This window comes from Idiomarina sp. H2, from assembly GCF_004364275.1.
Classification (GTDB): Bacteria; Pseudomonadota; Gammaproteobacteria; order Enterobacterales; family Alteromonadaceae; genus Idiomarina; species Idiomarina loihiensis.
The window spans coordinates 193,796-204,051 of record NZ_SNZY01000006.1 but is presented as its reverse complement, the minus strand read 5'-3'; the positions used below and the strand labels follow the sequence as shown (position 1 = coordinate 204,051).

7 protein-coding genes and 1 pseudogene are annotated in these 10,256 nt (G+C 45.5%); 6 read left to right on the top strand and 2 right to left on the bottom strand.

Going from position 1 to position 10,256, the window contains the following annotated elements:
- Window positions 1-92: 92 nt before the first annotated feature.
- A pseudogene (locus DET62_RS09880) lies at window positions 93-509 on the top strand (UDP binding domain-containing protein); the annotation flags it as partial.
- Between the two features lie 54 nt (window positions 510-563).
- Window positions 564-2,396: a glutamine--fructose-6-phosphate transaminase (isomerizing) gene (gene glmS, locus DET62_RS09875; RefSeq protein WP_110013783.1), complete on the top strand. Its 1,833-nt coding sequence runs from the start codon at window positions 564-566 to the stop codon at window positions 2,394-2,396.
- 145 nt (window positions 2,397-2,541) lie between these two features.
- Here glmS and DET62_RS09870 read toward each other — a convergent pair whose 3' ends face one another.
- The gene (locus DET62_RS09870) at window positions 2,542-4,266 is read right to left on the bottom strand and encodes a LeoA/HP0731 family dynamin-like GTPase (RefSeq protein ID WP_110013782.1); all 1,725 of its coding nucleotides are present in this window, start codon (window positions 4,264-4,266) and stop codon (window positions 2,542-2,544) included.
- Window positions 4,266-6,704, bottom strand: a complete 2,439-nt coding sequence (locus DET62_RS09865; protein WP_110013781.1) for a GTPase — start codon at window positions 6,702-6,704, stop codon at window positions 4,266-4,268. Before DET62_RS09865 ends, DET62_RS09870 begins: the two co-directional genes overlap by 1 nt.
- Window positions 6,705-7,219: 515 nt before the next feature.
- Between DET62_RS09865 and DET62_RS09860 the strand changes: the two genes are divergently transcribed.
- The 4 genes from DET62_RS09860 to tnpB all read left to right on the top strand — a co-directional run bounded on the left by DET62_RS09860 (window position 7,220) and on the right by tnpB (window position 10,162).
- Window positions 7,220-7,816: a putative adenosine monophosphate-protein transferase Fic gene (locus DET62_RS09860; protein ID WP_034818406.1), complete on the top strand. Its 597-nt coding sequence runs from the start codon at window positions 7,220-7,222 to the stop codon at window positions 7,814-7,816.
- A 300-nt stretch (window positions 7,817-8,116) separates the two neighbouring features.
- A complete protein-coding gene (locus DET62_RS09855) occupies window positions 8,117-9,154 on the top strand; it encodes an IS110 family transposase (protein ID WP_110013780.1) in 1,038 nt (345 codons plus the stop codon).
- Between the two features lie 355 nt (window positions 9,155-9,509).
- Window positions 9,510-9,809, top strand: coding sequence for a hypothetical protein (locus DET62_RS09850; RefSeq protein ID WP_034818400.1), 300 nt, complete (start codon window positions 9,510-9,512; stop codon window positions 9,807-9,809).
- Window positions 9,806-10,162 carry an IS66 family insertion sequence element accessory protein TnpB gene (tnpB, locus tag DET62_RS09845; protein WP_110013779.1) on the top strand — a complete coding sequence of 119 codons (357 nt, stop codon included), beginning with the start codon at window positions 9,806-9,808 and terminating at the stop codon, window positions 10,160-10,162. Before DET62_RS09850 ends, tnpB begins: the two co-directional genes overlap by 4 nt.
- Window positions 10,163-10,256: the final 94 nt, after the last annotated feature.

Sequence of the window (10,256 nt, the reverse complement as noted above, 5' to 3'; positions counted from 1 at the left end):
TTCGGAATAACGTGGCATACATGAACCTATGCCGCCCACTGTTTATTAATTAATGGCGAAATTGCCAACTGGACAACTAGGCTGACATAGTGGGCTATTGTTTACCAAAAGACACGAAACAGCTATTAGCTAACTACGAAGACGTGCCTCAAAACATAATGCGCGCCGTGGTCGATGCAAACCGTACCCGAAAAGACTTTATTGCGGACAGTATTATTGCTCGTAAGCCAAAAGTGGTGGGCATTTATCGTTTGGTTATGAAGCAGGGTTCTGATAACTTCCGCGCATCGGCTATACAGGGTGTAATGAAGCGCATTAAAGCCAAAGGCATTGAAGTTATTGTTTATGAGCCAGTGCTTGAGGAAGAACACTTTTATAACTCGCGTGTCGTAAATGACTTTGAGGGATTCAAAGCGGAAGCGGACGTAATTGTCTCGAATCGTATGGCACCAGAGCTTCAGGATGTTGCTGACAAAGTGTATACGCGAGATTTATTTGGGAATGATTAATACATTTTGACAGCTCACTTTTGAACTTATAACAAATAAAAAAGAAGTTAAATTATGTGTGGTATTGTAGGAGCGACTTCAGAACGTCGTGTAAGTGACATTTTACTGGAAGGCTTAAAACGGCTGGAATATCGTGGTTATGATTCAGCGGGCCTTGCAATTATTGATAAAAACCAAAAACTGCAAAGCACCCGGCGTACCGGCAAGGTTCAGGAGCTGGCGAATGCCATTGAAGATACCCCGCTAGATGGCATTGCAGGCATTGCTCATACTCGTTGGGCCACACATGGTGGTGTCACTGAGGCGAATGCCCATCCTCACCTGTCAGATAATGAAATAGCCGTTGTTCACAACGGTATTATTGAAAATCATGAAGCGCTGCGCGAGCAATTACAAGCTCTGGGTTACGTATTCAATAGCCAGACCGATACCGAAGTCATCGCTCATTTAATTCACCATGAACGTAAAACACACAATGACTTACTCCATGCAGTAAAAGCAACTGTACGCCAACTGGAAGGGGCTTACGGTGCGGTTGTTATGGATACGCGAAATCCAGAGCGTCTAGTGGTCGCTCGTTCAGGGAGTCCGCTGGTGATAGGTGTCGGTATTGGAGAGAACTTTGTAGCATCTGACCAGCTAGCGTTGCTTCCAGTTACGCGTAAATTTATCTATTTAGAAGAAGGTGATGTTGCTGACATAAATCGAACCGATATCAGTATTTTTGACCAAAACAATCAACCAGTAGAGCGCAACGTTGTTGAATCAGACAGTCAGTACGACGCTGGTGGCAAAGGCGACTACCGCCACTTTATGCTGAAAGAAATTTACGAGCAGCCTATTGCCGTTCGAAACACGCTGGAGGGACGAGTCTCTGACTCGACGGTGCTCGATGATGCCTTTGGTAAAGGCGCTGATGCGTTATTAAAAGAGATTGAGCACGTTAAAATTATTGCCTGCGGCACGAGCTACCATGCGGGTATGGTCGCAAGTTATTGGCTTGAATCGTTAGCTAATGTGTCTTGTAGCGTCGAGATTGCGTCAGAATTTCGGTATCGACAATCTCATGTAAGGCCTAACACACTGCTTGTCACTATCTCTCAAAGCGGTGAAACAGCAGACACACTGGCGGCTTTGCGGTTATCGAAAGAGCTTGACTATAAAGGCAGCTTAACCATTTGTAATGTTGAAACATCTTCCCTGGTTCGCGAATCGGACTTGGCATTTATGACACGAGCCGGTACTGAAATTGGCGTGGCATCAACGAAAGCGTTTACGACACAGTTAACCGGACTACTTATGCTGACTGTTGTCATTGGTAAATACCGAGGTATGTCGAGTGAGCAACAAAAGAGCCTGGTTCACTCGTTGCAAACACTGCCTGCTAAACTTGAGGAAGCGGTATCACTTGTGAAAGATATTGAGCAGTTGGCGTATGAGTTCGCCCATAAAGAGCACAGTATTTTCTTAGGCCGTGGTAATCAGTACCCAATTGCAATGGAAGGTGCGCTAAAACTGAAGGAAATTTCATACATTCACGCGGAAGCTTACGCGTCTGGTGAACTAAAGCATGGCCCTTTGGCGCTTATCGACGATGAGATGCCAGTGATTGTGGTTGCGCCAGATAATGAGCTTCTTGAAAAGCTTAAGTCGAATGTGGAAGAGGTCCGAGCCCGTGGTGGTGTGATGTATGTCTTCTCAGATAAAAACGCACAGTTTAAGACCGATGAGGCGATGAATGTATTAAATGTTGGTCATTGTGACGATGTTATTGCCCCTATTGTGTATACCGTCCCGCTGCAGTTGTTATCGTACTATGTTGCGCTGGTAAAAGGGACCGATGTCGATCAGCCCCGTAATCTCGCCAAGTCGGTCACGGTGGAGTAGTTTTCCCAACACAGTTTTTTTAACGGCGGCGCTTACCGCTTCTTTGATGGACACAGCCCGCTGATTATTGAAGAAAAAGTGGAGCAGCAGTGGGGCGACTGATGTCGCCCCTATAAAGTCAAGCTTGCGAACGCAGCCTTTTACACTAGGCGTCTAAGTGCTCGTTGGTGCTTTTCGTATTAAGTTGGCTCGCAATCGATTCGGCTTCTTCCCGCCAATCACGGAATCGCTGTTGTTGCTCACGTGTTTTTTCTAATTGAACACTAAGCTCTTCAATTTGAGTTTTCAGTGCTTGGTAGTTTCCAAAAAACTGCTCTTTAAAGTCATCTGAATTGATAAGCTCAAGTAGCTCTCTCCGTTGCTTCTCAAACCCTTCAACTAACTCTTTGATAGAATTATTAAACTTTTCTTCACACTGGTATTTGTCGTATGAGTCATATGCTTCTATTGCTAAACCTAGCAATGCTAAAGCACCGTTAGCGCCTTTCGCCAACTTATCCGCACCATAGGGTTTAAACTTTAGATATTTAGCGATGTCGACCCCGAGCGTTTTTGCAACGCTGACCACACCATCACGCGCTGCTAAAATGGTTTTATTATTAATGATATTGCTTTTAGCGGCTTGGTTGATACCGGATTTTCCCATCGAGCGTAAAGTCTTATCGAAATGACTGAGCTCGTTATCAAAGCTGCTCTGCATCTTTTCTAATTGAAGATTAATAGGCCCCATTTGACGGCTGAACTCATTGCGTAAGTTCGTTTCAACGATAATTCCTTCGTCACCCAGTTCACGCTGAACAAATTCATTGACTGTTTCTAAGCTACACCCTTGAGCTTGCAAAATAAGATCAGAAAAGTAGCCGCTGATAAATTCTCGTAGACTGATCCGTGTTTGCTCAATTTCATCGTTCGTATGTGCTAACTGGTCGCGTAGACGACTGTGTAATTGCTGTAACTTCTCAACTTCTTCTGAAATGGTTTGGTCTGCTTCAATTGCCTCAGGCAGTTGTTTATGCAAAACATCCCGGACAACGCTGGTTTGCATCTCAAGAGCCAATGACTCATAACCGCCACTGCTTTTAATTTTGTCATTGGTTGCTTGTTGAAGTAATTCGATGTGAGAGAGCTTCTTAAACTCGCTACTGTTCTGCAGCCAATGCTCGACCCCGAGATCAAATGGGTTTGCAGCAACCGCTACGATTGATAGTTGACTCGCCTCGGCTTCTGTTAACGACAACAGATCTTGTAATCGAGTGGTAACGTTTTCCTGCTTGATATGAAGATTGTTTTGATAGTCTTCCTCGTCTTCAATATCGGCAACCTCGTCAAACTGACTCAATACAAACACCGTTCGCGGTAAAATGTCGAGTGATTGAAATAACCAATGCAAGTCGTCTTTATGGCTATCTTTTATCGGGTTCGTGGAGTTCATTACATACAAGACTAAGTGAGCATCACTCACGTGCTTTTTCGTGATGTCTTTGTATTTTTCAATTTGTTGAGTATCGGAGTTCTCTTGCTCTTTGAACCCAAACAATCCAGGGGTATCCACCAGTACAAACTCTTCACCGACGTCATAGACTTTGACTTCATTCGATGACTCTTGATGACTGATTTTCATACTGGATTTATCGAGTTTTTCCATCCAGGCAGCTGCTATTGACGTTTTTCCTTCTGAAAAGCCGCCGACTAAAGCAACCTTAAGTTTTTCGTCCCCTAACTTTTTTGAAGCCTGGCTTACTTTATCGATAAGTGCTGGGTCAATATCAATACCAACATCACTGCCTTGTTTCAAAAAAGTCTCAAGCCTTTCGAGCAAGCCCAGCGTTTTTGATTGCTGCTCTTTAAAACTGTTGAGAGTACCTTCCATTATATCACTCCTAATGCGTTCACTTGATTAGACAATGTTTTGAGTCTGCCACTGGCTTGCTGAATCATCTGATGACGTCTCTTTGCCTGTTTCGTTGGGTTTTCCAGGGCATTGTCGAGATCTTTCACTATGCTCTTCATTTCCGAAATGGCGTTATCTAAGTTGTCCGCCAAACTCTGCTTCAGTTGCTCCATAACTTTGTGTAAGTTTTCGTCAGTCGATTTCCGTTGCTGGGACATCTTGTAGCTCGTACTGAAAAAGCTGGCTACGGCTTTAGCGACCGATACGACGACTCCGGCGGCAGAAGCAATAACGAAGTAAAGGCCAGCCCCTCCGGTGAAAGGGGCTGATACAAGACCACCAATAACTGAAGCAACTAAACCGGTCACATTGATACCGTTATCTATTTTAATTTTTAGGTTCAGTTTCTCGTCCAGTTTTGACGAGCTAAGCTGCTCTGAAATATTGCTCAGCTCCTGTGTCTGCTCTTCAAATCGCTTAAGAATATCAGCGACATCCTCTTGGAAGCGCTTTATTTCATGCTCCATTGCGTCGGGGAGCTTTTGATTTAAAACATCTTGTTCCGTTTTTATTGCTGTTTTTAATGCCTGCTTAAAAGCGTCATTACTAATGTCTTTCTCGATGGCTTCATAGGTCGACTGGCGAGCACGTCGTGAAAACCGCTGTAGCATTGATTCACCGCGTGAATGAAGACGTTTTTGCAACGCAGAGAAGCTTGTTTTTAATTGATGTTGGGAGCTGTTTTGAGTGCTGTTAAGTTCATCGGTAAGCGTGCTGAACGTATCTGATAATACATCCAGTGCATCAGTCGTGTTATCTACCGCTAATTTAGCTTTGTAGAAATTGGACTGCTGAATTTTCGCTTGGCTGTTAGGCAGAAGCTCAAGCTTTAATTTATCGATAAAGGCATGAATTTTTGATGCGTCAATAAGCTCACTTTCAGAAAACGCTTGTAGACACTTTTCTCGGCGCTTCTCATTTTCAGAGTTGGGCTCCAGGCAATCTGTCGATGCAAGAAACGCAGGTAATGCAGATAGTGATATTGCGCTTTGGAAATGAGAGCCCAGGTGCTCACGCATGGTGTCTTCAAGTGTAAGGAGACTGGCTTTCTCATCATCTGACAAAAGTGGTCGGTTCTTGAGTGTGTATTTCGGGTTCGTGACTTTCTTGTTAAAGACTGTCCAGACTTCCGTTTGCGCTCCTAAGTGCAGTTTGATCTTTTCAAGTGTGCCTTTTCGTTCATTGTCCCCTGTTTGAGGAGGAGCTGGCTTATTGGTGACGTAAAATACGGCATGCGCGGTTTGCACCGCTTTTTCTATTTCATGAACCACTTGTCCTTCTTTACCCTCGATACCAGGCACATCCAATAACGCGAAAGGTTGTCCATTGACGGTGAAGTCATAGCGTTGCGTTTGCTTTGTAAAGTCAGGTTGTCCATTTCCGATGATCTCCCCGTCAGCGGAATTGACCAATTCGGCGTGTTTTTCTTCAAGAGACGCTTCGAGTTGCTGCTCTTCATCGAAAAAAGCCCGTTGTTGAGCTTCTATAGCCGCTTTTTGGCTAAGTAACTCACTTTTAGCGTCTCTTGTTTTACGTTGTAAACCGTCAAGTTTCTTAGCGCGCTCCTGTTGAATGTGCTCATTCTTTGATTGCTGCGCGTTAAACTGTTGACGGGTAGCGTCGACTTGTTGAGTTGTCTCGGTCAGTTTATTTTGAAGCGACATCAGCTCCACTTCTTCAGGTAGCTTTTTGAATAAAAGTATAAGCTTTTGCCAAAGTGACGCTTGTTGCCTCTTATTGTGAATGGCTGATGTGAACTGTTGCTCTTTTTGTGACAGTTCGCGAACTACCTGCTCTTTAGACTCGAGTGATGTGCCGAGCTTTTCAAGCTCTGGCTGGAGAGACGCCTCAATTTCCTGATACTCTGCTTCTAACTCACGTCGGCTCTTTTCATGGTTATCGTCAATTGCCTTGAGCTGCTCCTCTAGCTCATTCATTTTGAGGGTGCTCTCTTCAATACTTTGCTGTAAATGAGTGAGGGCGGATTGCGCATCCACATAGCCACTATAAGAGGCTTTAAACACCTTTTGAGTCGCTTTTTTTGTCGGCTCATCTAATAAAATCCTCAACGTTTCGATGAGAGTTGATTTTCCTGCGCCGGTTTCTCCATAAAAAGCGATGGTAAATGTATCCCATTCGGCATTACTTTGTAACTCAGAGAGCTGGTTTTGAAGTGATTGCTGAAGTTCTTGAAGCTGTGAGCGTGTCTTTTGGCTTACTTCTTTAAGCTCAGGAGCGCTGGAATCAGCTGAAGTTGAATCGATCACTTTTGTCAGTTGTTGACTAATAGCGTCGTAAATAGCGCTAGGGGAGGAAAGTTCGATTGCCTTTTCTCGTTGGCTTCCAGTCCCTTGCATGAAAATATCCTTTTTATTGAACTTTGGATACGCAATTAATCATAATGTCTTTTGTAACGCAAGCTCAAAAATAACAGCTCACGCTCATCGAGAAGCAGGGGGGCGAATCTATCTTGTGGCTTTTTAGGCTGGTTTGGTTTTAACTCGTGAAAACAAGGGTTTTCAAGAGTAAATGTGCGTAGAGTCGGACGTTGATCTCCGTCCGAGCCACCTCGTGAAAGAGTGTCATCATTATAAAGCGTTATAACCAGATTATACATCTCAATGCCCATGGAGCTCGTAGGCAATAAGCGATCGTTCACGCGAGTCCACATGGCTATTTTTTGTCTGGTATGGTAAGATTTATAGTGTTAGGAGGGTACAATCCATGACAAATGCTATTTTAAAGACGAGCAAAACTCGTAAGGCTCGGTTCACGCCGAATATGAAAAACTTCGAGACAAGCCTAAGCTACGAAGGGTTGAAACTTAAAGAAGCGAATAGGCATCTGACTGTTGCTGAATTAAAGCAAAAGTATGCGAGATAAGTACGGGGTAGCTCAAGACAGATATTGTTACCCCAACTCAGATGTTCTCAAGAACCTTCTTGATATTCGAGAGCCAAGCGAGCTAGAAGAAGCTGAAGCCTCATTCAGTGCCGCTCGCGCCAAGGATTATATTGCGCCACACCTAACACTCTCCGATTTCACGTTACCTCACCTTAAGCAGCTACACCATCACCTATTTCAAGACGTTTACGAATGGGCGGGCGAATTGAGAGATGTTGATATTTCAAAAGGTACGACGCGATTCTGCACATGGCCACGTATTGAACCAGAGTCGAACAAACTACTTGAAAAAGTTCCTTCACTCGAACACTTGCAAACAGAAAAAGAGTTAATAATTGGTGTTGCTGACTTATTCTGTGAGATTAATTTGCTTCATCCTTTTAGAGAAGGAAATGGTCGAGTCCAGCGGCTCTTTTTTGAGGAAATGCTATTCGTATTGGGCTACGACCTGTCTTGGCCTAATATATCGCAGGACCACTGGATAGATGCAAATGTTGCGGGCGTTAATTGTGATCTGTCTCTGCTTGAAGCAATTTTCTCTCAAGCAATTTCAAATATAGACTGATGAACTCACTAGTGATTATTACAAGGGGTAGTAAAGTGCGCATTTCGGGGTCATCCGGGCAGTGATTTCGGCCTAAGCCGGACAAGCATTTCGGTATCATCCGCACATTGATTTCGGCGTCGGCCCGGACATCAAAAACAGGCTGACCAATGGTCCGCTGAAGACAAGTTGGCCATCGTTATCGAAACCGCCGGCTTATCTGAAGCGTAAACAATGGGATGGACTCCTCCTCACCTCACCGGCATCGATGTGCCAAAATGGTGAGTGAGTCAAACATCACTGAGATGAGGAGAAGCCCAAATGAATATTATCCGTGTTGGAGTCGATATTGCCAAATCAGTTTTTCACGTCCACGGTGTAGATCGCCATGGTAAAACCGTATGGCAGGCCAAGTATACTCGCACAAAATGGTTAAACGCGCTGAGTCGCAAGGTCCCGGCAGGCTGCCCAGTTGGTATGGAAGCCTGTGCATCAGCCCATCATTGGGGACGAAAGCTCCAGAAACTTGGCTATCATGCTCGTCTAATTCCTGCTCAGTTTGTCAAACCTTACGTAAAGAGCAATAAGAACGACAAAGTTGATGCTGAAGCGATTTGTGAGGCAATGAGCAGACCCAACATGCGCTTTGTAGCCCTCAAAACAGCAGAGCAGCAAGATATCCAGGCTGCTCATCGCATCCGCGAAGAATTGGTGGGGCAACGTACCGCCAAAGCTAACCAGATCCGCGGTTTGGTAGGCGAATATGGTGTTATTTCGCCAGTTGGCATCCATCAACTGAGAAGGGCTTTACCAAAATGGCTTGAGGATGCTGAAAACGGGCTGAGTGATACTTTCCGCACGCTTCTTAATAGTTTGGCGGAGGATCTTCGTTACCTCGATGACCGCATCAAAAGTCTTGATGAGAACATCACTGAGAATGTCCAAAAGGATCCCGTTGCGCGTCGCTTGATGACGTTGCGTGGCGTTGGACCATTAACCGCAAGTGCACTTTCCGGGGCGCTGGGTGACGGCAAAGCTTTTCGAAAAGGACGTGATTTTGCAGCGTCTTTAGGATTAACACCCAGACAGCACAGCACCGGCGGCCGGGAACGATTACTCGGAATTAGCAAGCGCGGTGATGGCTACCTCCGCAAGTTGCTTGTCCATGGTGCACGAGCGGTACTACGCCATGTTGATAGAAAAAGTGATGGGCTGAGTCATTGGTTAAAATGTCTGGTCAACCGTAAGCACATTAACGTAGCGACCGTTGCGTTGGCTAACAAAACGGCCCGAATTGCCTGGGCGTTAGTCGCCAATGAAACGGCTTATGATGAAACACTTGCAGCTGCAAGTAGATAATCTGATGCTAAAGTAACAAACAAATTTTAACAGGATAAACTCAACACCACGATTGCAAAGCTTTTGCTTGATGGCGAACAGGTCGAACCGGCACTGAGAAACTCCTTATGTGACGAAGAGCCTTGAGCTCGTGTAAGCGTTTGGAAATCAGTGCGCGAATAGCCCATTAAGGTCCGGTGCCTACCGATGCGGCATCTTTTTAGAGACCGAATACACGTAGGCAGTCGTACCTACTCGCGATTGAACAAAATGCTTGCAAAAGAGGAGGAGTCCATACACGTCACATAAACCACGCCTAGCCACCACGTTGCAGATAGCCTAATTTATCGCCACGTTCTAATCAACGAGGTGATTTATGAGTCGAGCATACCGCTCTAAAGCGCAGTGGCAGGCGCTAATTAATGAGTTTGAGAAAAGCGGTCTAAGCCGCAAGGCGTTTTGTGAAGCTCGGGGTATTAATCCGGACTACTTTAGTCAGCGCCGCCGTCAGTTGCAGCAAGAAACCGAGAGTACCGGTTTTGCAAGGGTGGCGACTGAGTCGTCGCCGGCATCCGCGGCGGCCATGCAGGTTCGCGTCGGCGATGCGCAGTTAGTATTACCGATGTCGGTATCGCCCCGCTGGGTGGCCGAGCTGGTCAAAGCCCTCAGCGTATGAAGATGTTCGTCGAGCCGCCGGCGATTTATTTGTATAAGCAGCCGGTCGATTTTCGCAAGAGCATCAATGGCCTTAGCGCCATTGTCGAAGCCGAGATGGACCACTCGCCGTTCAGCGGTGCCGTGTTTGTGTTCTGCAACCGCCAGCGCGATAAAGTCCGGGCGCTTTACTGGGACAAAACCGGTTTTTGCCTTTGGTATAAACGCCTGGAAAAGAATAAGTTTAAATGGCCGCGCAAGGTAAAAGGCGATGTCCTTAATTTAAGCGCACAGCAATGGCAGTGGTTGCTCGAAGGCCTCGATATCACCCTGATGAAAGGCCATCAGCCATTGCATTTTAGTGCCACAACCTGATCGAAAACGGCTTATAAGGATCCTGCATAAAAACCGTTTTACGATCACGAATTGGTCTAAGTAAACCCGCTAAAACAGAGGCTTCGACGGTGCT